Genomic DNA, 20,749 nt, shown 5'->3' on the forward strand with positions numbered 1-20,749 from the left:
CGCTTCTTCTTATCTTCCGAATTGAACACCAATTCGCTGGATTTAGCACCTGACCGCTTTCGGCTGGTTGCTGAAGGTTCATCGGGCCAGTCCCTCCCCTTCTCTTGATAAGAATGCATACGCATATTGAATTTTCTGATTTTTAAATAATGTACCTTATTTCCGTAAAAATTTCAACTATTTTTTATTTTCTTGTAACAAACTTTCATTCCGCCGCAAGAGCATCCGCTTTTGTCGGATGAACGGTGCCGGCTGGATGTTGTAGCGGCGCATAAATGGAGTACAGCTTAAGCGGAACGTTTCCTATGTTGATCACATTATGCCACGTTCCTGCAGGCACAAAAATGGCAGAGCCATCCGTCACGCGTCTTTCAAACGTCAGCTCGTTTTTCTTTTTGCCCATCCGCACAATTCCTTCTCCTTGTTCAATACGTAAAAATTGATCCACGCCCGGATGCATTTCTAAACCGATATCCTCCCCGACACGAAGGCTCATCAGCGTCACTTGCAAATGACGTCCCGTCCATAACGTCGTACGGAACATGTTGTTTCGTTTCGTCGCTTCTTCGATTTGTACGACAAACGGGTTCGGTCCGTAATCTTTCGTATGTTCTCGTGGAAACGGATAAGGCATGATCGGATATGGATACATCGGCATATACACAACATTCGGATAGTAATACATGTTCTCACCTCTTTTTTCATATTCATCGCCATGTTATGCACAACTGCCCGGCTATGCGCCTCACATGCAAAAATCGACAAATAGAACGGATATATGGTAAAGTGGGGACAAAAGGAGGGATATGATGACTGCTTTATTTCTTGCGCACGGATCACCCATGTTAGCTATTGAAGACAACGCATATACATCGTTTTTAACAACGTTCGGAAAACACATTCATCCAAAAGCAATCGTCGTCTTTACGGCACATTGGACAACACGCCAACCGACCGTTTCATCAATCGATGGAACATATGAAATGATTTATGATTTTTCCGGCTTCCCACGTGAATTGTATGAAGTGACCTATGCCGCACAAGGTTCAGTCGAATGGGCAAAGCGCGTTCAACAACATCTAAAACACGTCTCCCCCATCGTTCATATCGATGAGACACGTGGACTTGACCACGGTTCATGGGTATTGTTAAGCCGACTATTTCCAGAAGCAAACATTCCCATTGTCCAAGCATCCGTCGTTCCGTGGCGGACACCAAAACAGCTCTTTCAACTTGGTAAGGCATTACGTCCGTTGCGTGACGAAGGTGTCATGATTCTCGGTAGCGGTGGTACAGTGCATAATTTAATGGCGCTTCGTTGGGAGGAACAGACGAAAGCAGATTCTTGGGCTGTTGCCTTCGATGATTGGTTGCTTGCCCAGTCATCCGCCCATAGTGAAGACGTGTTTCACTATGAAGAAAAAGCCCCTTATGCCAAACAAGCCGTTCCAACACCTGAACATTTAGCACCATACTGGATTGCGTACGGAGCAGGCGATCGCTCGCCACATGTTTTATTCCGAGAATACGAATACGGAAACTTAAGCCTTTTAGCTGTATCATTTTAATGGGAGGAATGCCGATGTGGAACGAGTTTAGGAAATTTGCTGTGCGAGGCAACGTCATCGACTTAGCTGTCGGGGTCATCATCGGTGGAGCATTTGGAAAAATTGTTTCTTCCCTCGTCAATGACATCATTATGCCGCTTGTCGGTCTCATTTTAGGGGGTATTGATTTTAGCAGTTTATCTTGGAAAGTCGGTGAAGCAGAAGTAAAATACGGGGCTTTTATTCAAACCGTCGTTGACTTTTTAGTCATTGCCTTTTCTATCTTTCTATTCGTCAAACTGCTGAACAACTTATCCGAACGAATCAAAAAACAAGAAGAGAAGAAAGAAACGGCACCAACGATCACAAAAGAACAACAGCTGCTCACAGAAATTCGCGATTTATTAAAAAAACAAAAAGAAACAACATAGCCCCAAAAATTTTTTGGGGGCTTCCCACTCATTCTTTCTCTACGAACTGCTTTACTTCTTCTTCCGAAAGGTCCGTGACGTTCGCAATATCTTTTACGCTCATCCCTTTTTTCGCCATCGTTCGTACAAGGCGCTTCATTCCTTGTTGTTCATACGAAATAATCAATTCCATCACTTGTTCTTTTTCTTTCGTCTCCATTTCATTCACCTCGCTGTTTTTATTCGACAACATCGATCATTTTCCTGCATGTGATGTTCTCATCTCTTCCCTAAAAAAGCCGTAAACCCATACGGATTTACGGCTTTTTTTACGCATTTAATGCGGCTTCTTCTTCATCGCGCAAGTTGTGTGCAAGGCGACCGGAGGCGCTTGCGGCAACGCTTGCGACTAAGTCGTCTAAAAACGTATGCACACCTTTGCCCCGTTTTGTATCAAGCTGTTTAATGATTCCTACTTTATTTTTGTCCAAATGTCCAAACGTTGTCACTGCGATGCTTCCGTATCCGAGCACCGCCCCTAACGCCAACGTTTCATCGACGCCAAACAGCCCTTCATCCGTTTCGACAATCGTTTGCAGCGGCTCTGACAACATGCCGTTTTCTGCGAGTTTATCAAGCTCAATCCCAACTAAAATCGCATGTTGTACTTCGCGTTTTTGCAACACTTTTTCTACGCTCTCAATACATTCTGCCATCGTTAAATGTTTATTGTACGGTCTTTGCATTTCATATACAATCTCAGCAATCGCTGGAATCGTCACACCACGTTCCGTTAATAGTTGCAACGTTCTTTCATATACTTCTTGACTAGATACGCGCTTCATTCCTCATCCTCCTCTCGTTCTCTCATTATATCACGCAACGACAAAAAATGCAGAAATGTGGTACGATAAGAACGAACAACGTCGAAAAAGGATGGGAGAACATGCAAGAGTTAAAACTTCACAGCCAACATTTAGACGAGGAGCTATCGTTACCTGTATATTGCTCAAAACCTATCACACCGCTTTATAAACATCTCGTCATTATCGCACAAGATGGACAAGATTATTTTATGTTCGGAAAAATCGGACGCGTCATCGACGAGCTTGGCATACGTGCGGTCGTCATCGGCGTGCCGTATCGCAACGTATCAGATCGCTATGAGAAATATCATCCGAACGGAAAAAAACGCGAAGCGTACATGCGCTTTCTTGCGAACGAACTGGCGCCGCTCGTTGATGAACATTTTTCGACATATCAAATGGGGACAACGCGCATTCTCGTTGGCGATTCGCTCGCAGGCACTATTTCGCTTCTTACTGCGATGACATATCCACATACGTTCGGCAAAGTCGTCATGCAGTCGCCATACGTGAACGACGATGTGATGGCGCACGTGCAATCATTTACGGATTGGCATTTGCTTGCGCTTTATCATTCCGTCGGCAAACAAGAAACGGACGTAAAAACGACAGACGGAATGGTGCGCAACTTCATTGAGCCGAATCGCGCCCTTTCGCACGTTCTCCAAACGAAACAAAGTCGCTATCATTATGACGAGTTTGACGGCGACCATTCTTGGACATACTGGCAACCAAATTTGCCGATCGGATTAAAAAAAGTGATTGAAATGTAACAGTATTTTCCGAAAATTTGTTATAATATATAGGTATAATGACGAAAGGAGGAAGGTCGCATGAAATGTGGTATCGCGATTTTTCCATCAAAAAAAATTCAAGATTTTGCGAATTCGTATCGGAAACGGTACGACTCTCATTACGCCCTCATTCCGCCACATATTACGCTAAAATATGCGTTTGACGTGGAGGAAGACAAGCTTGATGAGCTCGTTCAACAGCTTCGCGACGTCGCGCGCGAAACAGAACCGTTTCCGTTGCGCGTCACAAAATTTAGTTCGTTTTATCCGGTCAATAACGTCATTTATTTAAAAGTGGAAAAAACAGAGCCGCTCGCTCAGCTGCATGAAAAATTGCATCGTCCACCGTTCGTCGAGCAAACGGACTATGCGTTCGTGCCGCACATTACGATCGCACGCGACTTATCAAACGACGAATATTCGGACGTATTCGGCCGCTTCAACATGCAGTCCGTCTACTTTGAAGAACAAGTCGATCGCTTCCATCTTTTATATCAACTTGAAAACGGATCGTGGTCAGCGTACGAAACATTTCATCTTGGAAAGGAATAACAACATGTACGTCAAACGAGGACAAGACGAAGCGCTTTGGCGCGATGCCCTTTTTGTTCGCCGCGCCGTCTTTATTGACGAACAAGGGGTATCGGAAGAAGAAGAAATTGACGCGTTTGAACAACAATGTGTTCATTTCGTTGTATATGATGACGACAAACCGATTGCCGCAGGACGTTTTCGCACAATTGATGGCGTTGGCAAAGTGGAACGCATTTGCGTCCTTCCGGCATATCGCGGACGCGGCATCGGCAAACTCATCATGGAAGCGATCGAACAATATGCTTCTCAGTACGTCACAAAGGTGAAACTAAACGCCCAAACGCATGCCGAACCGTTTTACAAACAGCTCGGCTACGAAACGGTATCCGACGTCTTTTTGGACGCAGGCATTCCACATGTAACGATGATAAAAACGATCAACATGCGATCATAACGGTCGCATGTTTTCTTTTTCACTCGGCATACTAAACAAAAGAAGCTACATACGAAAGGATATCGTTATGAGCGAATTTGGACAAATCGCAATTGAATTAGTTGTCGGCTATATCGCCTTATTTATAATGGCAAAAATACTTGGACGGACACAAATTACGCAAATTACACCGTTTGACTTTATTTCCGCCCTCGTTCTTGGAGAACTTGTCGGCAACGGTTTATACGATTCAGAAGTCGGACTCTCGAAAGTATTGTTTGCGATTGCGCTATGGGGACTGCTTATTTACACAACGGAAATGATTACACAAAAGAAAAAAGAACTTCGCGAATTGTTAGAAGGAAAACCGATCATCGTCATTTCGAAAGGAAAAATTTTGTATGAAGCGTTAAAACAAACGAAGCTTGACTTAAACCAACTGCAACATTTGCTGCGCGCGCGCAACGTCTTTTCCATACGTGAAGTGGAATACGCCATTTTAGAAACAGACGGCACAGTAAGCGTCATGAAAAAAGCCCCGTTCGAACAGCCGACGCGGCAAGATCAAAACATTTCTGCATCTGAAGCGACATTGCCTGTGACGGTCATTATCGACGGGGAAGTCATTTGGGACAATTTACAAGAAAACGGTTGGGACGAACAATGGTTAAAAAAACATATTCGCCACGCTGGTTTTGAAAACTATAACGATATTTTATACGCCGAATGGCAAGACGGAAAAGGCATGCACGTGCAGGCATATTAACGTTTTTTCATTGAACGATCTTGAGGTCGTTTTTTCTTTTGTGCCGTTTGTTCTTTTTTCTCATTTGTCGCTCGTTGTATGTTTGTCACGCGGGGAACATGAAGCGGGTTTGGACGAATCGGTGGGATATGCATATAAGTCGCCTCCTTTTTTTATTTATTCGCTAACCATAAAAAAACTCCTTTTCTCTTATTGTATGATTTGTTAACATAGACGTTGACGTTAGACGAAGGAGTTTGACCGATGAATAAAGCACGATATAACGGCAAGCTATTTGATATTCATACGTTAGCGCGAGAAAAATATGAGCTCGTGTATGAACAAAGTTTACGAAACAAATGGACGTGTCCGATGTGCGGTGGAATCGTTCGCTTTCATTTAGCGATTGAACATGCCCCGCACTTTTATCATGTTTCCGACCCTTGTATCCGAGAAGAACGAAAACGAGCGAATATCATCGCCATTCCGCCAAAACAACCGTTTCAAGCGAAAGAAAAAAAACAAATGACCGTATGCGGCGTGTCGCTTGATGCCGAGCAGTATGAAGCCGTTCGTCGCATTGAAGGTCCCCTTCTTGTGCTTGCGGGGGCTGGCAGCGGAAAGACGCGCACGTTAACGACGCGCGCCGCTGCAATGATCACTAACTATCACATCAAAGCGGCAAACATGATGATCGTCACCTTTACGACAAAAGCCGCGAAAGAACTCGCTGAAAGACTTCATGCATACAACCTTGATGCGTTGCCGACTATCGGAACGTTTCACAGCTTATTTTATCGCATGTTGCAACATGCCGATCCGTTTCGCTGGCGGCATGAGCGGCTCATTCGCGATTGGCAAAAAGAGCGAATGATAAAAGAAATCGGGCGCGAACTCGGCATCGATGAGCGCGATTTTCCGTATGATGAAGCGATGCAACGCATCTCGTATTGGAAAAATACGCTTACCTCGCTCGATCATATCGCCATTGAAAACGAATGGGACGAGCGCGTCGTACAGTTGTACGTGCAATATGAAGAAAAAAAGCGGCAACACGATTTATTTGATTTTGATGATATGTTATATGCGTGCTATGACATGTTGCGGACAGATGAAAAGCGACTGAAACAATATCACGAACGGTTTCATTATTTTCTCATCGATGAATTTCAAGACATTAACAACGTGCAATATGAAACGATGAAGTTGCTTGCGTCACATACGCACCATATATGTGCCGTCGGCGATGACGATCAAGCCATTTATGCGTTTCGCGGCTCTGATTCATCGTTTATTCATCAATTTCAACAAGATTTTCCACATACAAAAATCGTAAAGTTAACGGAAAATTATCGTTCGCCACATCCGATCGTATCGCTTGCCAACAGCATTATTTCTAAAAGTCGCACGCGCATTCCGAAACAAATGAACGCCCAAACGGATAGCGCACATATGCCGATATGTTTCTTTCCGTACGATGAGGAAGAAGAAGCGACGATGATCGTATGCGACATACAAGAGCGAATGAAACAAGGTGCGAAACCGAGCGATATCGCCATTTTATGCCGAACGAACGCCGCGTCGCGCGCCGTCTTTGAACGGCTCGCTCAACTTCGCCTCCCGGTGACGACGGACGGAGAATCATTTTACACCCGTCGCATCGTGCGCTATTTGTTAAGCTTTCTTCAATTAAGCATCGATCCGAACAACGAACAAGCGCTTGCCGATGTGGCGACGGTGTTGTTTTTAAAACAAACGGTCATGAACGACTTAAAGGCGATCTCGATTTTACAAGACTGTTCGCTCGTGGAGGCGCTCGCTAAACTCGATCGTATCGCACCGTTTCAACAACAAAAATTGCGCACGATCGTTCCGCTATTTGCAAAAGTGAAAGAAATGAAGCCGTTTGACGCGATCGATTTCATCGAAAAAGAGATGGGCCTAGGCGAATTTTTAAAAAAGCGCGGCAACGAAGGCAACGCGATTGAAAAAGGATCCGACGACGTGCGCGATATGAAAGTCGTCGCGCGGAAATTTAAAACGATTCAAGCGTTTCTATCTCACGTCAAACGCGTTCAAGCATACGCCAACAAAACGTGCGCAGACGGCGTTCAACTCATGACGATTCATCGCTCAAAAGGGCTAGAATTTCCAATCGTCTATATCATCGGGGCAGTCGACGGGCTATTGCCGCATGACTATGCGCTTGAAGCGTACCGAAATGGCGATGTCGCCCCGCTTGAAGAAGAACGTCGCCTTCTATACGTTGCGATCACGCGCGCGAAACAACGTCTTTTTATTTCCGTTCCGTCCATGCGCCGATTAAAAAAAGCAAACGCCTCGCGCTTGCTTTCCTTTCTTCAAACAAAAGCGAAAAGCCTCGTCTAAGACTTTTCGCTTTTTTCTTATTTTTTATTTAACATATTCGCAATCGTATTAAAATCGATCTGTTTTCCGTTATTGACGATCGATTGCACAATTTTATCTTCCAATTCTTTCGGTACGTTACGATTCGCAATTTGAGCGACGCGCTTGACGATGCCGCGCACCGTTTTTTCATCTTTAAAGTTCGCATGTTGCAACGAATTGGCGAGCGCAAAAATATCTTGCATATTCACACCCGTTTTCTTTTCAATGTTTTTAAAAAAATGTTGATCCATCTTCGCTACCTCCTTCACTTTTCTTTTTCAGCATATGAAAAACATAAAAAAACGTTCCAAAGGTATGCCCTTTGGAACGTCTCTTCTTAGTGAACGAACGCTGCACCAACGATAATCAACAAGATGAACAACACAACGATCAACACGAATGTTGAACCGTATCCGCCGCCGTAGCCGTAGCCACCGTAACCATATCCGCAATATCCGTAACCCATAAGACTGCACCTCCTTCAACGTTGTCGCTTACATCATATGCATCGAAATGGATTTGGTATGGGCGCTCATCAAATTTCTCCTCATTCACGAAACTGACGACGCATGCGCGCAAACTGCTTTTCTTTTTTCGCAAAAAACGCTTCCGCATCGCTCATGTTTGCTTGAAACTGTTGAAATAGCGCCCCATTTATTTTTTCAAGTTTGCTTAGCGTCATCTCCATCTCTTTTCCCCATGTGTCAAACGCTTTCATTAATGCATCGTGCTTTTGGTGTTTGGCGCGCGTATACGATTGCAGTTCTTTTTCCAATCGATCCATCGCTTTCCCCCCCTTGCTTTTTCATACGTAACGAACGTAAAAATGTGCTAAAATAAAAGACGAAATCAAAAGAAAGGACGTGTCATATGGAACGACTACAAGATGCACAACAATTTGAACAAGCGATCGCCTCAAGCACGCCCGTTGTCGTAAAGTTTTTTACAACATGGTGCCCAGATTGCGTGCGCATGGATCAATTTATCGGCGAAGTGATCGCTAGTTATCCACAATTTACATGGTATGACATCAATCGCGACGATGTGCCAGACATCGCCGAAACGTACAACGTTATGGGCATTCCGAGCTTACTTGTATTCCAAAACGGCGAAAAAATCGCCCACTTGCATAGCGCCAATGCAAAAACACGCGAACAAGTCGAGGAGTTTCTGCAAACGATTAAAGGCTGACAAATGATGTCAGCCCTTCTTTATCGAATCTCCACTTTTCCTGTATATTTTATTCTTTCTAATACAGTAGACAACCGTGAATAACAGTCTTGAATCGTTTTTTCATTTTTGATGTTGTTGTATAGCCCAAAACCAACATACGTATCTTTGTAAAATCCAACAAGATAATCGCCCGATTTCATATCATGCGCATGCTCATAGCTGAGATTGCCATCCACAAACGCTAAATATACTTTTTGGGAATCAACAAAAACAAACGGAACAGAAGATTGTAAATAAATATCGGCATACGGTTTTTCAGCTGCCTCTTTCAAATGTTCCTTCATAATAAGCACGCCATCAAATTGTCCGAATTTTTTTTTGTAAAATATCTTCCAAAGATAACGGTGTAAATGACACATTCGTCTCTCGAACATCTGGTGCTTTTCCAACAACACCGATCTTTAATTCACTCCCTGTATACAAAGGAGAATGAAAGTTCATTTCTTGACGACAACCGAACAAAATGAGTATAGCGATAAAAAAAATACATTTTTTCATAGTTTCCACTTGATTCCCCTTGTCTAAACGTTTAACTACAATTCTTTACTTTTTGATAAAATTTTTTGGTTCATCACCAAAAGATGTACTTGCACCTGTCATGAAAGTATGTTAGCTGTTTCTAGCCAAACCCGCAGTGCAAAACGCTGGATATTTCTGTATCCATATCCCCGACGTTTCATCAGCTTGATCTTGTTATTCGTTCCCTCCATCTTCCCATTCGAATAATGGGATAAAATGCACGATATCATTTCGTCTGTTCGTTTGACGGGTGGTTTTGCGATGGCACGAACAACGGAACAAGGACAAAACAAATACCGATGAATCCAAGCCTTCAAGCGTCGTTTCGCCTGTTGCTCATCTTTGCTTTTGAACACATAGCGAACATGTTGGAGCGATTGGTAAAATTAAAGCCAAACATAAACGTTTTAGCATTTATTATTATTTTGAATCGTTGTTTATCGGGTTAAATATCTCGAAATATACTTCTTCTTTTCCGTTTACAACAGCTATTAAAATAGGACGTTCTTGCTTTTCGGCAGGAAGATAAACTTCAGTTCCAACAGGTAGCTTTGTTGCCATTCCTTGTTCAAAAGGTTCTCCTTTTTTATAAGTTAAGTGAATATCAAAAAGCTTCTCCCCAGTTTTTATATTGGAGTTATCCATTTGTTCTATGTGCTTTGCATTCATATAAATAGAGTCGCCATGTGCAAGTATATCAGCATTTTTGTTTTCCCTTAAAATTTCTGTAGCCTTTTCCTGCATTTCTTTATAAAACTGATTCATTTGATTTGCTCCCTGTTCCTTTGGGTTTGTTTGTTGTCCTGAGCAACCTACTAGAGATAAAAGTAAAAATGATAAACAAATAACGACTTTTAACGTTTTCATGTAATCCATCCCCCTTTGACCTATCTTAATATTATACAATTTAGAATTTAATTGGTGTAAATTGCGAAAATTATATACAATTATAAACTTGTTATAACAAAAGACAATGGAGAATTTCCCTTGTCTTTTGGACCTATTATTCCTCATTAATTGACTCTTGGATTCGGTTTTCTAGCTCCTTTTCATATTTTTCTTTATATTCAGGAGAAAATGCTTCTTCTGGAACAATATATGTTTCATTTTCTGTTAGCATTTTTGCGCCATTTAAGTGTTCACCTGTGAGTGCATCAATATAAATTGCATTCGTTTCATTAACACTTAACTTATATGCAGGTCTTAATTCATCTTTTTCTAATCCTAAACCAATTGGAGATGAAAAATAAACAATTTCTGCCTTTGTAAAATCAATATTTCCATCAAATTTAAAGTGACTATTCGCTTTTTCCTTTGCTGTTTCCATAGCTTTTTCAAGTTTTTTCACTGAAAGGTCCTTTACTTTTATTTTTTGTGTAACTTCTTTAACGTTCCGTTTATAGAAGTTAACTCCATTTTTATCATAACCAACAACGATTGCCTCTGCTGCTTCTCCATCTAAATATGTTCCATTGAGACTTTGAACAAATACAACAGTATAACCTACAATTACATCATTTTCTAAATCATCTTGTTCAACCATTGGTAGGAAATGCTTTAATTTGAGATCTGAACGCAAACCGCCGTTTTTCTCGATAAAAGCATTTATATCTTTTAATACTTCATCACTTGATTTAGTAATTGGATCGAATTCGATTTGTCGACTATACACAAATGAGTTGTCATTATATACTTCAAGTGTGCCACTTTGACTACTATAAACTTTTGATTTATTTTCTTTATAATTAAATTCCGTATAATTTTCACCTAATAGATTTGATTGAATCATTTTTAAGTTAATTTTTTCAGGTTTCACTTTAAATTTTACTCTGTACTCATTATTTAGTTCATCTAATTCCTCTTGTGTGGTAGGTGTTGTTAATTCATCGCCCGTTTTTAAATAACTACTAATATTTTCTGTTGTGTAATAACCAATAATAGAGTTAGGACCAGTTCCTTTCCAACGGTAAACGTCGCTTGTACCTGTTACATCTGCCGTAGCTCCGCTTCCAACATTATGCAAGTAATCATATATGTTATTGTTGTGGCCAATAATTGCCCAATCGTATTCAGAATATGTGCGATTTGCATGCATCCAAGCAGAAAATAAAGTATATGCACTATATCCATTTACCCCAAGCGCTCTATTAAAAAAGTTGTCAATGATTTTGGTATCTGTATAATCGTTTGAAACACCATGATAACCAAAAATATGATGAAGACCATTTGCAAGTTGTTTACCCCAGTATACTTGATCCAAAGCTTCGCAAGCAGCAAAAATCATCCATTCTGCATCTTCATTTGAAGCGCGGTCAGTACCTTTGATATCGCCACCAACTTGATACCAATTAGCAAAGTCCCTTAGTCCAGTCTCTACATATCTGTATGATAGCGCTAAATTTCCACTAGAACCTCCATGACCTGTAAAATACAGAATATCGGATTCATTTCCATACTTTGTGAAATCAGTATAATAAACAGCTGAATCGTACCATTGAGCTGTCCTTGTCCAATTTTTTTCACTTAAGCGATCACGAAATTTATAAGCATCACCATTATCTAAGTCGCTTAAAGAACTTGAGACATAGGATCCAACACCTAACACTGTATATTCTAGTGCTGCTTCAGCTGAAAGTGGGACAAGATTTAACCCTAAAGCACCTGCCATTGCAACTAACAACGACTTTTTACCCAAGTTTTTCTTCATTTTTTTTAACATTTCGGAGCTACCCCCCAATTTTTTTATTCCGAATTTATTATATTATGTTATTTTTTATTAATCACCATAACTTAGGGTTGTTAATATAAAAATGGTTCATCACCAAAAGATGTACTTGCACCTGTCATGAAAGTATGTTAGCTGTTTCCAGCCGAACCCGCAGTGCAAAACGCTGGATATTTCGGTATCCGTATCCTCGACGTTTGATCAGCTTGATCTTGTTATTCGTTCCCTCCATCTTCCCATTCGAATAATGGGATAAAATGCACGATATCATTTCGTCTGTTCGCTTGACGAGTGATTTTGCGATGGCACGAACAGCGGAACAAGGACAAAACAAATACCGATGAATCCAAGCCTCCAGGCGTCGTTTCGCCTGTTGCTCGTTTTTGCTTTTGGACACATAGCGAAAATGTTGAAGCGATTGGTAAACAGACTTTAAGTAATCGCTTTCATTACACCATTCTCGTATGATTTGACGTTCTTCCTCCGTTAATTTCTCTGGGCATTGGCTCAATAAACGGCAAACGTAACGAACATTTCCGTGTTTCTTGCCTCCTTTGTCTAAATATTTGCGGCAACGCTCTAAAGCATCTGTAAACAGCTGAATGACGTGAAAATAATCCACCACATGTGTCGCTTCTGGGCAAGCCCCTTGAATCGCTTTTTTCATCGCTGGTGCCAAATCACTCACGACATACTGAACGGAACGAGACACATGAGCCAACGCACGCCCAATGGCTTCCTCGTTCTTTCCTGCTTCAATGGCATACACTTCCCCCGTTTTGGCATCCATGATCGCCACTCCGTAGTCATGCCCTTTTCGAAACGCAAATTCATCGACACAAACCGCCTTTGGTTGGATATCATTCGATAGGAAGGAAGGGGCATGGGTATAAAACCAACGTTCCACGGTCGTGTAAGGAAGCTTGAGCGCACGAGCTACCGCCTGTATAGATGTCCCGATACAAGATTGCGCGACCCATCGCTGAAAAGCATTCGTTGCCACACTTCGAGGAGGGATTCCTGGATAGGACGTGCTGAACGTCGCGCCACACGTACGACAACGTCTGCGCTCGACAGAAAGTTCAATCCAAAAGATTCCGATTCGCTGAGCATAGCCATGCATCCACTGCTTCTTTTTTCCTGTCATTTTGATCGTGCGTTTCAAGCAGACAGGACATAACGGGTATTGTTCGGGCAAAGAAAGTTCGAAAATCCAACGTTTCCCTTCTTTTCGCACCTTTTGAATCAAAACATCTGGTAGGTAAATCGATGAGTTCTTTGATAAACTGAGAGTACATGCGAATTTTCCTCCAGTAGTTCGGTTTGGTCACCTTTACCATACAGGAAAATTCGCATTTTTTGTCCCCTCTATTTTCTCTATGCACACCTATCTTAAATGATCAAGTACAACTTGTGGTGAAGAACCAATTTTTTCTTTGTTCCTTTGTCTAACATTGTATATTTTAGAAATATTTTTTGCAATATTTGAGTATGCAAAAAATCCAGATGGAGAGGGTTTACCTAAAAAACAAAAATACCGCCCCTATGCCTATTCACATAAGAGCGGTGTTTATCTTTCACATAAGAAACGGCTGCAATTTTTGAATAAGCTGCTGCATTTGTTTTGCTTGTTGTTCATACATTTGCTTTGCGTCATCGTCATTCGTTTGCAAGGCGAATAGTTCAAAGTCCGCTTCTGCTTTTTTCATCGAGGCAAGCAATAGTTGTTTTTGTTGCGGTGCTGGTACTTGAATGCGGTCGTCGTATAGATCGACAGTAAGCTGGCCGTACGAATCGACTTGCGCTAAAAAGACGTTTTCGATAGCGACGCCCATTTGATCGAGCTGTTTTTTTAACCAGCCGCGGTTTAAGCGCGCAGTTGCGAGCGGTTCGTCTAAAATTTTGCCGTCCATAATGACCGTTTGGGGTTCTTTTTCTTCTGGCACATACGGTTTGATGTCTCCGAGCGTCAACGGCTGTTTGTCGCGTTTTAATAAAATACTTAAATCACCGTTCGCCTCAAGCGTCGCAAATTCCACATCGGCGACGCGGAACACATCTTTTTTCCGCAACTGTTCAAGCAATTCGTCCGCCGTATATTTCTCTTTTTTCAAATTATCTTCTAAAATTTTGCCGTTTTTAATAAAGACGGTGGAATTGCCTTCAACGAAATCACGAAATTTTTTACTGCGCAGCGAAATGATCGAAATGGCGACAGGAAAAAGCGACCAAATTAAAATGCTCGTTATCCCTTCCGTTAAGCGAATGTCTAAATCCATCGACATCGACCCGGCAATATCTCCGATCGTAATGCCGGCGATATATTCAAAAAACGACAGCTTCGATAATTGTTTTTTTCCTAACAATTTTGTAATGACAAACAGTCCAATTAAAATGCAAATCGAGCGAATCGCAACTTCTAACCATGCTGGCATATTTACATCCCCTTATATTGCGGCTCCTCGCGTTCAAGCGTCGATATTCGCCCTTTCAGCGCCGCAATCATTTGTTCCGTTTCAAGCATCGCTTCATGAAACGCCCGTTGCGCTTCCTCGTTTGTCGAAGTGAGCGCCAACTGTTGCAACGTCGCATGAATGGCCTTCATGTTCGCTAAACTTTGCTTTACTTGTGAACCAATGGTCATCTTCCTCTATCCTTTCGGTTTAAATAATAATGCGCCAATAAAACCGAACACGATCGCCGCCGAAATGCCGGCGCTCGTCACTTCAAACATGCCGGTTAACACTCCGACGATGCCATGCTTTTCCGCTTCTTGCATCGCCCCGTGCACGAGCGCGTTACCGAAGCTTGTAATCGGAATGGTCGCACCCGCTCCGGCAAAATCAATGAGCGGCTCGTATAAGCCGAAGCCGTCTAAAATCGCTCCGGCGACGACGAGCGCGCTTAACGTATGGGCTGGGGTAAGCTTGAATACATCAAACATTAACTGCCCGATAACACAAATGAGCCCGCCGACGACAAACGCCCAAAAAAACATTGCCATCATCCATGATCGCCTCCATATTCAATCGCCACCGCGTGTGCGATGCACGGGATCGTCTCCCCTTGTTGAAACGTGAGCGGCGACAAAAGTGCGCCCGTCGCAACGACGAGCATGCGCCGAATTTCCCCGCGCTTCATTCGGTTAAATAAATGCCCATAGACGACCGTCGCAGAACATCCCGCCCCGCTTCCACCTGACAACACCGGCTGTCCTTCGCGGTAAATGATTAATCCGCAGTCTTCATATCGTTCTTCTTCCAGCTCCATTCCGTTTTTCCGCAATAAATCGAGCGAGACGGTGCGGCCAATTTTTCCTAAATCACCTGTGACGATTAAGTCATAATGCGACGCATCGACTTGCATATCGCGCAAATGCGCCTCAATTGTATCAACAGCCGCTGGCGCCATCGCTCCCCCCATATTGAACGGATCGGTCAATCCCATATCGACGACGCGCCCGATCGTTGCGGACGTAATGCGAGGTCCATCACCTTCGCTGCCAACTAACGCCACACCAGCGCCCGTCACCGTCCATTGTGCCGTCGGCGGCTTTTGCCCTCCGTATTCGGTCGGATAGCGAAACTGTTTTTCGACCGCTGCATTATGGCTTGCCGCTCCTGTCAATATGTACTTCGCCCCGCCGTAATTGACGATAAACGCGCTTAGTGCGAGTGCCTCCATCGACGTTGAACATGCGCCAAATACGCCGAGATACGGGGTGCTAAGCGTGCGCGCCGCAAAGCTTGAAGGGGTCATTTGATTAATTAAATCGCCACAAATAATAAACTGCACTTGTTCCTTTTCGATGCGCGCCTTTTTCATCGCTTGAAAAAACGCTTCTTCAAACAACACTTTATGCGCTTTTTCATACGAATCTTCTCCGAGCCAAAGGTCTTCATGCAGCAAGTCAAAATCGTTAGCGATGTTTCCGTTCGCTTCAAACGGTCCGCCGACTGTGGCGGTGGCGACGATGACCGGTCGGTTTTCAAACACCCACGTGCGATGCCCTTTCATCATCCGAGACCACCCCATTTCACCGCGATCGTTTTAATGAGCGCCACGACGAACGCAGAAAACGTGCCGAACAAAATGACTGAACCGGCAAGCTTAAACATATTTCCACCGACACCGAGCACAAACCCTTCCGTCCGATGCTCAATCGCAGCCGAAATGACGGCGTTTCCAAATCCGGTGACAGGCACCGCGCTTCCCGCCCCGGCAAACTGCGCCAATCGATCATATACGCCAAAGCCGGTCAAAAGCATCGCTAAAAACACCATCGTTGCGACGGTCGGATTGCCGACTGTTTTTTCTGTGAAATCGAAAAAGTACATGTAAAAATAAGAAATGGCTTGTCCGATGACGCAAATGAGCCCGCCGACAAAAAAGGCGCGCACGCAATTTTTCAACACCGGACGCTTCGTTTCGCGCGCTTGTTCAAACTGATGATATTGTTGTTGTACAGGCGTTAAATTTTTTCGTTTTTCGTTCGCCATCGTCCCACCTCGCTACGTCTGTTCTTCGCTCAATTTCTGAATGACCGTCATCTCTTTTTCAATCTCTTTTTCACTCATTCGTTTCGTTTCCATTTTTTCTTTTAACGCTTTCGTTTTCCAAAAAATTTTTAAATCGTGTGAAGCGATCACTTGTTTATCGAACGTATCGTTTAACGTGCGCGCTATATTTTTTTCAATAGCTTTCATACGAAATCGTTGCATATGCTTCACTTGATACGCAACAAGCAGCCGTCCGTTCGCTTCGACCGCCACCGCATCTTTCACATCGCGTCGTGCTTTTAACATCTCGACCGCTTTTTTTGCGTGCCGTTGGTCGCTTCGACTTGCGCTCCCGTCATGGCTTACGTTCGTGATGTTTCCGTTTTGCAGCGACTGTTTTTGTTCTTTTGGCTCATGTGCACAACTTATGATGAAAAAAAAGAGGATCATTACGAGCAATTGTCTCATCACATTCACCTTTCTATTCATGTAACGAAAGGGCGCCCCGATTGGACACCCGACTCACTTACTGTTTATATTGTGGCTCTTCTTGTTCAATTTCTTGCAGGCGCGGGGACAACAAATCAACGATCGCTTGTGTCTGTTGTGCCGCTTGTTGATACAATTGTTTTGCCTTTTCATTTTCCGTTTGCAGAGCGAACATTTCAAAACTTGCTTGCGCCGATTTTAATCCAGCTAACGTTTGTTTCACAGAACTGGCGACAGTCATATTGAAAAACCTCCTTTTCTTTTTCATCTCATAGCGTGCGCACATCTCGTAAAGTTATACAAAAAAATAGCCCCCGAAGGAGCTAACGTTTATCGCGAAATCCGTTTCCGAGCGACGGGTTATTGATGATTCCAGCCATGACTAAAATACTTAAAAAGGCGTTCCATAATTGCTCATATTTTCCTAAATCAATATCGACTCCAAACGTTTGCAAGAAAAGCGGTATAAAAGCGCCGATCGCGAGCCATAGCCCATAGTTTTTAAAGCGCTCCATCTTCTTCTCACCCCATGCTTATTGTTTTTTTATTTTTTTTCCACATCCGCAGCCACCCGTTTTTTTGACAGGTGCTGGGGAAGACGTATATACTTTTGCCGACTGTGTTCCGTGAAGCGCCATCGTCTTTTTCTTTTCCATTTCGTAACCCTCCACAACATGTAAGATACAATAGCATATGAAAAAGATGGAGCGAGTGACTATGCCTTTTTCCTATTTCTCTTTTTCCGCAAACGAAAACGGAGTCGACAGCGGCAATTTGGCGTGTTTTAGCGCTTGTTGCCGTTGGAGCGTATGCATGAACCACGAATCTGGCCGTTGATGAAATAACTGTTTCGTTAATTGCTCAATTTGTTTTTTTAACTCCTCATTCTCTTTTTTTAACCGCTTCACTTCCTCGTACCGTTGTTCACTTAACGCCGCCAATTCTTTTAACAACACATTTTCCGCCCGCAAGACGTCTAACTCGTTTTGCATATGCCTCCCCCTCTCTATTACATAACAATTCAATCGCACGCCTATTTATGACAAAAAAAATTCCGCACTTATCCCTGCACACTTACCTACCTTTCTCATACTATACAGTAGTCCCGATACATGCGACGGGAAAAACTGAAATTAGGAGGAACGAGGCATGACGCATCATAAAGAGCGTAAAGAAAAAGTGTGTATTAAAACACGCAAAGTGTATGACTGGGTTACTCGTCAAATCGATGTGCCGTTGCGTAGTTTTTCAAATGGGGATTTGGAAGCGATCTTTCCAGAAAGCAAATGTCCGCGCCATGGGCAAACGGTTTGTGATTTCTTCGCATCTAACGGCTTAAGCGCTGGCGATTTCTCGATTCGCTGTTTCTTAACAGACGATGAAGGAAACCGCATCGATCAAACAGTAGATAACAATGCTCTTATTTGCCAAGAAATTTTGCAACCAAACGGACGCCAACCTGTTCACGTCACGCTTCCATCAGGCGATACAGTCACATTGCAAAAAGTGAAAGTGCTTGTGAAAGGTCACGTCGTTGTGCAAGTCGTAAACGCAAACGGCCACGTTGTTTGTGAATCAAGTCCAATTCCATTCGCGACAGCGCAAACGTTTATTTTATGTGCGCCAGAAGGAACGACGCTCGATTGCCACATTTCATTTTTCGAATGTGACGCTAGCTTAATTTGCACTGACAACTTCTCACAGCTCGATGTATCGATTACATTATGTTTAGAAGTGCAAATGGAAGCCGACGTAAAACTTGAAGTCGAAGCACGCTACTGCCAGCCGCGCGAAGAAATTTTAGAAGCGACGCTTTGCCCAACAGACAAATTCCCACCGCAATGCCCTGAAGTATTCCCAGCACATTAATGACTAAAGCAGGCTCACAGACAGCCTGCTTTTTTATGTTCTTCTCCCTTTCTTTATGGTATATATGACATGTTGCAAAATAAAATGAATATTGAACCGATCAAAAAAAGGTGGAATGTTTTATGATTCAACCGCCCCATATCACTTCAAATGAATGGAAAGGATGTTCAAAACGTTTATAGGAGGGAGGCGATGAACGACCAACATATTCAACTTCAACAAAAAGTGATTCATTATCGCTCAGAAGTCGCGAAATATAAACAACTATTGCAGCGCGTCGAAACCGAGCTGAAGCGCGAGCAGCTGCGCAATCATTATTTGCAAAAACAGCTTGAACAAATGGATGAATGTGAACAAACGATCGAAAAGCTCGAACAACAGCTTCTGTTTTACGAAGTGGCGCTCGAGCAAGAGAAAAAGCGAAAAAAAGAGGAGAAGAAAGAGCTCGCCCATGCCTATTTTGCGTACGCCACTATGATTCCTGAAGAAAAAGACGAACATGTGACGGTGATCGGCGATCTCATCATCGAAAATAGCGGCAATACGCCGCTAAATGACCCGATCATTTGCCTTCGCCTCCGCCCTCCCGATCACGCCCAACTAAGCGGAAAATTTTCTTTTCGACATACGCAAGAAGAAGGCGGATGGACGTTTGCGATCGACGATTGGCGGCAAAAAGTGAAAGACGGACAATATTGGCTCAAACCGACCGAGCAAACGACGCTGTTACCGAACGAACAACTGCGCTTTTCCTCTTTCGAATTGCGCATATTCCATACGATCGTTGTAGAAGCGTTCGTTTATTTCCGGCAGCTCAAGCAAGGAATCGCCTCCTTCAATCATATCGTTGTCAATAAATAAGCAGGCATTTGCCCGCTTTTTTATTTGCTCCATTGTTGGACAACGATTTCGATGAGCGAAGCACCTCCCGCAATCGCTAATATCCACACAAACGGCATGACAATGTACGGGGCGAACATCACGCCAACGTACAACGCCGCTGCGCACCATACCCCTGTACACCAATGACAGCTTAACAGTTCTCCGATCCATTTCCGTATTCCTATTCCTTTTATGACGATATACGTTTCTCCATCTTGTTCGACTTCATCATGAAATGGCGCGCGCAAAAACGACGTAATACGGTCATATACAATGAGGCGCGTCAAGCGAAACGAAGCAATACATAAAAGAAAAAAATGAAACGCATCCATCTTTCTCGCCTCCTCGCTCTACTGTATGTGACATACGATGAAAAAATGTCGGCAAACCGCCCATTCCCCTTTCCCTTTCCGTACATATAATGCAATGAGATAGACGAAGAAAGGAGTGGAACGAATGTATCGCATTTTTTTCAGCAAAGACTTTTTAGCAAAAAGAAAACAAATAAACGACATATGCTCGACATTGCTTTCCCTTGCCGAAGGAACAGAGCTGCACGTGCATACGAACAATCAAACGTATTATCACGCCCAGCTCGCTGCAGTAAACAAAATGACAAATGAAGTGACGCTCCACATCGACCGCTTTTACGAACACGGTGGTGAAACGATAACGATTCATTGCCGCAATATTGTAGCGATCGAGTTTCCTTCCGATGCTCTCGTCGCAGCGGGCGAACAAACGGCGACAGCAATCGGAACGACGAAAATAGACGACGAAGACGAATAAAGGAAG

At 43.1% G+C, this 20,749-nt stretch carries 33 protein-coding genes, 2 pseudogenes and 1 riboswitch; of the genes and pseudogenes, 11 read left to right on the top strand and 24 right to left on the bottom strand.

All coding sequences use genetic code 11. From position 1 onward, the window contains the following. Positions 1-6 precede the first annotated feature (6 nt). A riboswitch (SAM riboswitch) is annotated at positions 7-114 on the bottom strand. A 91-nt stretch (positions 115-205) separates the two neighbouring features. Beyond that, positions 206-685 (bottom strand): cupin domain-containing protein, encoded by a 480-nt coding sequence (locus ES017_RS02165; protein ID WP_042895394.1) that lies wholly within the window; start codon positions 683-685, stop codon positions 206-208. Between the two features lie 121 nt (positions 686-806). Between ES017_RS02165 and ES017_RS02170 the strand changes: the two genes are divergently transcribed. Beyond that, complete coding sequence (locus ES017_RS02170) at positions 807-1,568, top strand: DODA-type extradiol aromatic ring-opening family dioxygenase (protein ID WP_171334688.1); 762 nt, start codon at positions 807-809, stop codon at positions 1,566-1,568. 14 nt (positions 1,569-1,582) lie between these two features. Then, a complete protein-coding gene (mscL, locus tag ES017_RS02175; protein WP_042895415.1) occupies positions 1,583-1,978 on the top strand; it encodes a large conductance mechanosensitive channel protein MscL in 396 nt (131 codons plus the stop codon). 28 nt (positions 1,979-2,006) lie between these two features. Here mscL and ES017_RS02180 read toward each other — a convergent pair whose 3' ends face one another. Both ES017_RS02180 and ES017_RS02185 read right to left on the bottom strand, forming a co-directional pair. Further along, positions 2,007-2,177, bottom strand: a complete 171-nt coding sequence (locus ES017_RS02180; RefSeq protein ID WP_081977288.1) for a transposase — start codon at positions 2,175-2,177, stop codon at positions 2,007-2,009. Between the two features lie 109 nt (positions 2,178-2,286). Further along, on the bottom strand, positions 2,287-2,802 hold the full coding sequence (locus tag ES017_RS02185; RefSeq protein ID WP_042888267.1) for a phosphatidylglycerophosphatase A family protein: 516 nt from the start codon (positions 2,800-2,802) through the stop codon (positions 2,287-2,289). Positions 2,803-2,903: 101 nt separating this feature from the next. Between ES017_RS02185 and ES017_RS02190 the strand changes: the two genes are divergently transcribed. The 4 genes from ES017_RS02190 to ES017_RS02205 all read left to right on the top strand — a co-directional run bounded on the left by ES017_RS02190 (position 2,904) and on the right by ES017_RS02205 (position 5,350). Further along, positions 2,904-3,596: an alpha/beta hydrolase gene (locus tag ES017_RS02190; protein ID WP_171334689.1), complete on the top strand. Its 693-nt coding sequence runs from the start codon at positions 2,904-2,906 to the stop codon at positions 3,594-3,596. Positions 3,597-3,656: 60 nt separating this feature from the next. After that, a complete protein-coding gene (locus tag ES017_RS02195; RefSeq protein ID WP_085789372.1) occupies positions 3,657-4,169 on the top strand; it encodes a YjcG family protein in 513 nt (170 codons plus the stop codon). A gap of 4 nt (positions 4,170-4,173) precedes the next feature. Further along, the gene (locus ES017_RS02200; RefSeq protein ID WP_042888273.1) at positions 4,174-4,605 is read left to right on the top strand and encodes a GNAT family N-acetyltransferase; all 432 of its coding nucleotides are present in this window, start codon (positions 4,174-4,176) and stop codon (positions 4,603-4,605) included. 67 nt (positions 4,606-4,672) lie between these two features. Beyond that, on the top strand, positions 4,673-5,350 hold the full coding sequence (locus ES017_RS02205) for a DUF421 domain-containing protein (RefSeq protein ID WP_171334690.1): 678 nt from the start codon (positions 4,673-4,675) through the stop codon (positions 5,348-5,350). Here ES017_RS02205 and ES017_RS02210 read toward each other — a convergent pair. Next, entirely contained in the window at positions 5,347-5,484 is a 138-nt protein-coding gene (locus tag ES017_RS02210) for a hypothetical protein (protein WP_171334691.1), read from the bottom strand. The genes ES017_RS02205 and ES017_RS02210 overlap by 4 nt on opposite strands. Before the next feature lie 109 nt (positions 5,485-5,593). Here ES017_RS02210 and ES017_RS02215 point away from each other — a divergent pair, with 109 nt between their 5' ends. Then, positions 5,594-7,717, top strand: a complete 2,124-nt coding sequence (locus ES017_RS02215) for an ATP-dependent helicase (RefSeq protein WP_171334692.1) — start codon at positions 5,594-5,596, stop codon at positions 7,715-7,717. Between the two features lie 17 nt (positions 7,718-7,734). Here ES017_RS02215 and spoVIF read toward each other — a convergent pair whose 3' ends face one another. The 3 genes from spoVIF to ES017_RS02230 form a co-directional block, all read right to left on the bottom strand. After that, on the bottom strand, positions 7,735-7,989 hold the full coding sequence (spoVIF, locus tag ES017_RS02220) for a sporulation-specific transcription regulator SpoVIF (protein ID WP_006322845.1): 255 nt from the start codon (positions 7,987-7,989) through the stop codon (positions 7,735-7,737). A gap of 86 nt (positions 7,990-8,075) precedes the next feature. Beyond that, positions 8,076-8,204 carry a YjcZ family sporulation protein gene (locus ES017_RS02225; protein WP_006322839.1) on the bottom strand — a complete coding sequence of 43 codons (129 nt, stop codon included), beginning with the start codon at positions 8,202-8,204 and terminating at the stop codon, positions 8,076-8,078. Positions 8,205-8,285: 81 nt separating this feature from the next. Further along, entirely contained in the window at positions 8,286-8,522 is a 237-nt protein-coding gene (locus tag ES017_RS02230; RefSeq protein WP_042895386.1) for a hypothetical protein, read from the bottom strand. A gap of 86 nt (positions 8,523-8,608) precedes the next feature. On the opposite strand from ES017_RS02230, the gene ES017_RS02235 reads away from it, so the two are divergent. After that, a complete protein-coding gene (locus ES017_RS02235; protein ID WP_075039683.1) occupies positions 8,609-8,929 on the top strand; it encodes a thioredoxin family protein in 321 nt (106 codons plus the stop codon). A gap of 20 nt (positions 8,930-8,949) precedes the next feature. Here the strand turns inward: ES017_RS02235 and ES017_RS15845 are convergent, their stop codons facing one another. The 16 genes and pseudogenes from ES017_RS15845 to ES017_RS02305 all read right to left on the bottom strand — a co-directional run bounded on the left by ES017_RS15845 (position 8,950) and on the right by ES017_RS02305 (position 18,195). Beyond that, positions 8,950-9,255: a hypothetical protein gene (locus tag ES017_RS15845; RefSeq protein ID WP_253263340.1), complete on the bottom strand. Its 306-nt coding sequence runs from the start codon at positions 9,253-9,255 to the stop codon at positions 8,950-8,952. A 13-nt stretch (positions 9,256-9,268) separates the two neighbouring features. Beyond that, the gene (locus ES017_RS15850) at positions 9,269-9,478 is read right to left on the bottom strand and encodes a hypothetical protein (protein WP_253263341.1); all 210 of its coding nucleotides are present in this window, start codon (positions 9,476-9,478) and stop codon (positions 9,269-9,271) included. An 89-nt stretch (positions 9,479-9,567) separates the two neighbouring features. After that, positions 9,568-9,873, bottom strand: a pseudogene (locus ES017_RS02245) (transposase); the annotation flags it as partial. Between the two features lie 37 nt (positions 9,874-9,910). Further along, entirely contained in the window at positions 9,911-10,357 is a 447-nt protein-coding gene (locus ES017_RS02250) for a hypothetical protein (protein ID WP_143249238.1), read from the bottom strand. Between the two features lie 136 nt (positions 10,358-10,493). Then, positions 10,494-12,209 (bottom strand): DUF6345 domain-containing protein, encoded by a 1,716-nt coding sequence (locus ES017_RS02255; RefSeq protein ID WP_075039685.1) that lies wholly within the window; start codon positions 12,207-12,209, stop codon positions 10,494-10,496. A 124-nt stretch (positions 12,210-12,333) separates the two neighbouring features. Next, positions 12,334-13,513 (bottom strand): annotated as a pseudogene (locus ES017_RS02260) (ISL3 family transposase). A 279-nt stretch (positions 13,514-13,792) separates the two neighbouring features. Next, positions 13,793-14,650, bottom strand: coding sequence for a DUF421 domain-containing protein (locus ES017_RS02265; protein WP_077427590.1), 858 nt, complete (start codon positions 14,648-14,650; stop codon positions 13,793-13,795). 2 nt (positions 14,651-14,652) lie between these two features. Then, positions 14,653-14,859 carry a DUF1657 domain-containing protein gene (locus ES017_RS02270; protein WP_003395328.1) on the bottom strand — a complete coding sequence of 69 codons (207 nt, stop codon included), beginning with the start codon at positions 14,857-14,859 and terminating at the stop codon, positions 14,653-14,655. Positions 14,860-14,865: 6 nt separating this feature from the next. Continuing rightward, entirely contained in the window at positions 14,866-15,222 is a 357-nt protein-coding gene (gene spoVAE / locus ES017_RS02275) for a stage V sporulation protein AE (protein WP_035044797.1), read from the bottom strand. Further along, positions 15,219-16,235, bottom strand: coding sequence for a stage V sporulation protein AD (gene spoVAD / locus ES017_RS02280; RefSeq protein ID WP_003395330.1), 1,017 nt, complete (start codon positions 16,233-16,235; stop codon positions 15,219-15,221). Before spoVAD ends, spoVAE begins: the two co-directional genes overlap by 4 nt. Continuing rightward, entirely contained in the window at positions 16,232-16,714 is a 483-nt protein-coding gene (spoVAC, locus tag ES017_RS02285; protein ID WP_003395332.1) for a stage V sporulation protein AC, read from the bottom strand. Before spoVAC ends, spoVAD begins: the two co-directional genes overlap by 4 nt. Before the next feature lie 12 nt (positions 16,715-16,726). Then, the gene (locus ES017_RS02290) at positions 16,727-17,182 is read right to left on the bottom strand and encodes a YhcN/YlaJ family sporulation lipoprotein (protein ID WP_171334693.1); all 456 of its coding nucleotides are present in this window, start codon (positions 17,180-17,182) and stop codon (positions 16,727-16,729) included. Between the two features lie 58 nt (positions 17,183-17,240). Beyond that, positions 17,241-17,444 carry a DUF1657 domain-containing protein gene (locus ES017_RS02295; protein ID WP_042894278.1) on the bottom strand — a complete coding sequence of 68 codons (204 nt, stop codon included), beginning with the start codon at positions 17,442-17,444 and terminating at the stop codon, positions 17,241-17,243. Between the two features lie 82 nt (positions 17,445-17,526). After that, a complete protein-coding gene (locus tag ES017_RS02300) occupies positions 17,527-17,718 on the bottom strand; it encodes a phage holin family protein (protein ID WP_003395339.1) in 192 nt (63 codons plus the stop codon). Between the two features lie 18 nt (positions 17,719-17,736). Next, on the bottom strand, positions 17,737-17,859 hold the full coding sequence (locus ES017_RS16050) for a hypothetical protein (RefSeq protein WP_004891743.1): 123 nt from the start codon (positions 17,857-17,859) through the stop codon (positions 17,737-17,739). Between the two features lie 72 nt (positions 17,860-17,931). Then, complete coding sequence (locus ES017_RS02305) at positions 17,932-18,195, bottom strand: hypothetical protein (RefSeq protein WP_003395340.1); 264 nt, start codon at positions 18,193-18,195, stop codon at positions 17,932-17,934. 157 nt (positions 18,196-18,352) lie between these two features. Between ES017_RS02305 and ES017_RS02310 the strand changes: the two genes are divergently transcribed. Further along, positions 18,353-19,072 carry a BMQ_0737 family morphogenetic spore coat protein gene (locus tag ES017_RS02310; protein ID WP_003395343.1) on the top strand — a complete coding sequence of 240 codons (720 nt, stop codon included), beginning with the start codon at positions 18,353-18,355 and terminating at the stop codon, positions 19,070-19,072. Between the two features lie 192 nt (positions 19,073-19,264). Next, positions 19,265-19,933, top strand: coding sequence for a hypothetical protein (locus ES017_RS02315; RefSeq protein WP_003395344.1), 669 nt, complete (start codon positions 19,265-19,267; stop codon positions 19,931-19,933). Positions 19,934-19,953: 20 nt separating this feature from the next. Here the strand turns inward: ES017_RS02315 and ES017_RS02320 are convergent, their stop codons facing one another. After that, a complete protein-coding gene (locus tag ES017_RS02320; protein ID WP_042894276.1) occupies positions 19,954-20,286 on the bottom strand; it encodes a DUF1360 domain-containing protein in 333 nt (110 codons plus the stop codon). 124 nt (positions 20,287-20,410) lie between these two features. Between ES017_RS02320 and ES017_RS02325 the strand changes: the two genes are divergently transcribed. After that, positions 20,411-20,743, top strand: a complete 333-nt coding sequence (locus tag ES017_RS02325) for a hypothetical protein (protein ID WP_171334694.1) — start codon at positions 20,411-20,413, stop codon at positions 20,741-20,743. Positions 20,744-20,749 lie beyond the last annotated feature (6 nt).

It is taken from the genome of Anoxybacillus sp. EFIL, from assembly GCF_013096955.1.
GTDB classification, from domain to species: Bacteria; Bacillota; Bacilli; order Bacillales; family Anoxybacillaceae; genus Anoxybacillus; species Anoxybacillus ayderensis.

Excerpts from the sequence above, each read along its gene's own strand:
- ES017_RS02165 (WP_042895394.1), bottom strand. The coding sequence starts at position 685 with ATGTATTACTATCCGAATGTTGTGTATATGCCGATGTATCCATATCCG.
- ES017_RS02170 (WP_171334688.1), top strand. The coding sequence starts at position 807 with ATGATGACTGCTTTATTTCTTGCGCACGGATCACCCATGTTAGCTATT.
- mscL (WP_042895415.1), top strand. The coding sequence starts at position 1,583 with ATGTGGAACGAGTTTAGGAAATTTGCTGTGCGAGGCAACGTCATCGAC.
- ES017_RS02180 (WP_081977288.1), bottom strand. The coding sequence starts at position 2,177 with ATGGAGACGAAAGAAAAAGAACAAGTGATGGAATTGATTATTTCGTAT.
- ES017_RS02185 (WP_042888267.1), bottom strand. The coding sequence starts at position 2,802 with ATGAAGCGCGTATCTAGTCAAGAAGTATATGAAAGAACGTTGCAACTA.
- ES017_RS02190 (WP_171334689.1), top strand. The coding sequence starts at position 2,904 with ATGCAAGAGTTAAAACTTCACAGCCAACATTTAGACGAGGAGCTATCG.
- ES017_RS02195 (WP_085789372.1), top strand. The coding sequence starts at position 3,657 with ATGAAATGTGGTATCGCGATTTTTCCATCAAAAAAAATTCAAGATTTT.
- ES017_RS02200 (WP_042888273.1), top strand. The coding sequence starts at position 4,174 with ATGTACGTCAAACGAGGACAAGACGAAGCGCTTTGGCGCGATGCCCTT.
- ES017_RS02205 (WP_171334690.1), top strand. The coding sequence starts at position 4,673 with ATGAGCGAATTTGGACAAATCGCAATTGAATTAGTTGTCGGCTATATC.
- ES017_RS02210 (WP_171334691.1), bottom strand. The coding sequence starts at position 5,484 with ATGCATATCCCACCGATTCGTCCAAACCCGCTTCATGTTCCCCGCGTG.
- ES017_RS02215 (WP_171334692.1), top strand. The coding sequence starts at position 5,594 with ATGAATAAAGCACGATATAACGGCAAGCTATTTGATATTCATACGTTA.
- spoVIF (WP_006322845.1), bottom strand. The coding sequence starts at position 7,989 with ATGGATCAACATTTTTTTAAAAACATTGAAAAGAAAACGGGTGTGAAT.
- ES017_RS02225 (WP_006322839.1), bottom strand. The coding sequence starts at position 8,204 with ATGGGTTACGGATATTGCGGATATGGTTACGGTGGCTACGGCTACGGC.
- ES017_RS02230 (WP_042895386.1), bottom strand. The coding sequence starts at position 8,522 with ATGGATCGATTGGAAAAAGAACTGCAATCGTATACGCGCGCCAAACAC.
- ES017_RS02235 (WP_075039683.1), top strand. The coding sequence starts at position 8,609 with ATGGAACGACTACAAGATGCACAACAATTTGAACAAGCGATCGCCTCA.
- ES017_RS15845 (WP_253263340.1), bottom strand. The coding sequence starts at position 9,255 with ATGAAGGAACATTTGAAAGAGGCAGCTGAAAAACCGTATGCCGATATT.
- ES017_RS02250 (WP_143249238.1), bottom strand. The coding sequence starts at position 10,357 with ATGAAAACGTTAAAAGTCGTTATTTGTTTATCATTTTTACTTTTATCT.
- ES017_RS02255 (WP_075039685.1), bottom strand. The coding sequence starts at position 12,209 with ATGTTAAAAAAAATGAAGAAAAACTTGGGTAAAAAGTCGTTGTTAGTT.
- ES017_RS02265 (WP_077427590.1), bottom strand. The coding sequence starts at position 14,650 with ATGCCAGCATGGTTAGAAGTTGCGATTCGCTCGATTTGCATTTTAATT.
- ES017_RS02270 (WP_003395328.1), bottom strand. The coding sequence starts at position 14,859 with ATGACCATTGGTTCACAAGTAAAGCAAAGTTTAGCGAACATGAAGGCC.
- spoVAE (WP_035044797.1), bottom strand. The coding sequence starts at position 15,222 with ATGATGGCAATGTTTTTTTGGGCGTTTGTCGTCGGCGGGCTCATTTGT.
- spoVAD (WP_003395330.1), bottom strand. The coding sequence starts at position 16,235 with ATGATGAAAGGGCATCGCACGTGGGTGTTTGAAAACCGACCGGTCATC.
- spoVAC (WP_003395332.1), bottom strand. The coding sequence starts at position 16,714 with ATGGCGAACGAAAAACGAAAAAATTTAACGCCTGTACAACAACAATAT.
- ES017_RS02290 (WP_171334693.1), bottom strand. The coding sequence starts at position 17,182 with ATGAGACAATTGCTCGTAATGATCCTCTTTTTTTTCATCATAAGTTGT.
- ES017_RS02295 (WP_042894278.1), bottom strand. The coding sequence starts at position 17,444 with ATGACTGTCGCCAGTTCTGTGAAACAAACGTTAGCTGGATTAAAATCG.
- ES017_RS02300 (WP_003395339.1), bottom strand. The coding sequence starts at position 17,718 with ATGGAGCGCTTTAAAAACTATGGGCTATGGCTCGCGATCGGCGCTTTT.
- ES017_RS16050 (WP_004891743.1), bottom strand. The coding sequence starts at position 17,859 with ATGGAAAAGAAAAAGACGATGGCGCTTCACGGAACACAGTCGGCAAAA.
- ES017_RS02305 (WP_003395340.1), bottom strand. The coding sequence starts at position 18,195 with ATGCAAAACGAGTTAGACGTCTTGCGGGCGGAAAATGTGTTGTTAAAA.
- ES017_RS02310 (WP_003395343.1), top strand. The coding sequence starts at position 18,353 with ATGACGCATCATAAAGAGCGTAAAGAAAAAGTGTGTATTAAAACACGC.
- ES017_RS02315 (WP_003395344.1), top strand. The coding sequence starts at position 19,265 with ATGAACGACCAACATATTCAACTTCAACAAAAAGTGATTCATTATCGC.
- ES017_RS02320 (WP_042894276.1), bottom strand. The coding sequence starts at position 20,286 with ATGGATGCGTTTCATTTTTTTCTTTTATGTATTGCTTCGTTTCGCTTG.
- ES017_RS02325 (WP_171334694.1), top strand. The coding sequence starts at position 20,411 with ATGTATCGCATTTTTTTCAGCAAAGACTTTTTAGCAAAAAGAAAACAA.